Annotated in this window: 1 protein-coding gene; it reads left to right on the top strand. The window is 64.3% G+C overall.

Features of this window, described 5'->3' with window-relative positions; genetic code table 11:
* A partial coding sequence (locus tag ON31_RS29340; protein ID WP_039818291.1) for a Gp37-like protein occupies positions 1-263 on the top strand: 263 nt, incomplete at both ends.

The following is a 263-nucleotide window of genomic DNA, read 5'->3' as shown; positions in this document are numbered from 1 at the left end:
CGATCTGGCAGGCCACCGAGGAGCGCGAGCGCCAACGCCAGGCGCAGCGGCTCGAACCGCCCGACACCACGATCTACGACGGCGAGTTCCGCCTTCAAGGCTGGCTCGACGCCGAGTACCTCGGCGATTTCGAATGGAAGGACAACGACACCGGCGCGGGCATCACCGAAATACCGTGGGATCACTATCTCGCGCAATGGATTTGGGACGAGTGGGGCAGGCTACAGCGCGGCCAGAAGCGGCAAGTGCACATCGTCGTCGAA

Origin of the sequence: Nocardia otitidiscaviarum NBRC 14405, from assembly GCF_000308635.1 — a bacterium.
Lineage (GTDB): Bacteria > Actinomycetota > Actinomycetes > Mycobacteriales > Mycobacteriaceae > Nocardia > Nocardia otitidiscaviarum.
This window is presented reverse-complemented; position numbering and strand designations above follow the sequence as displayed.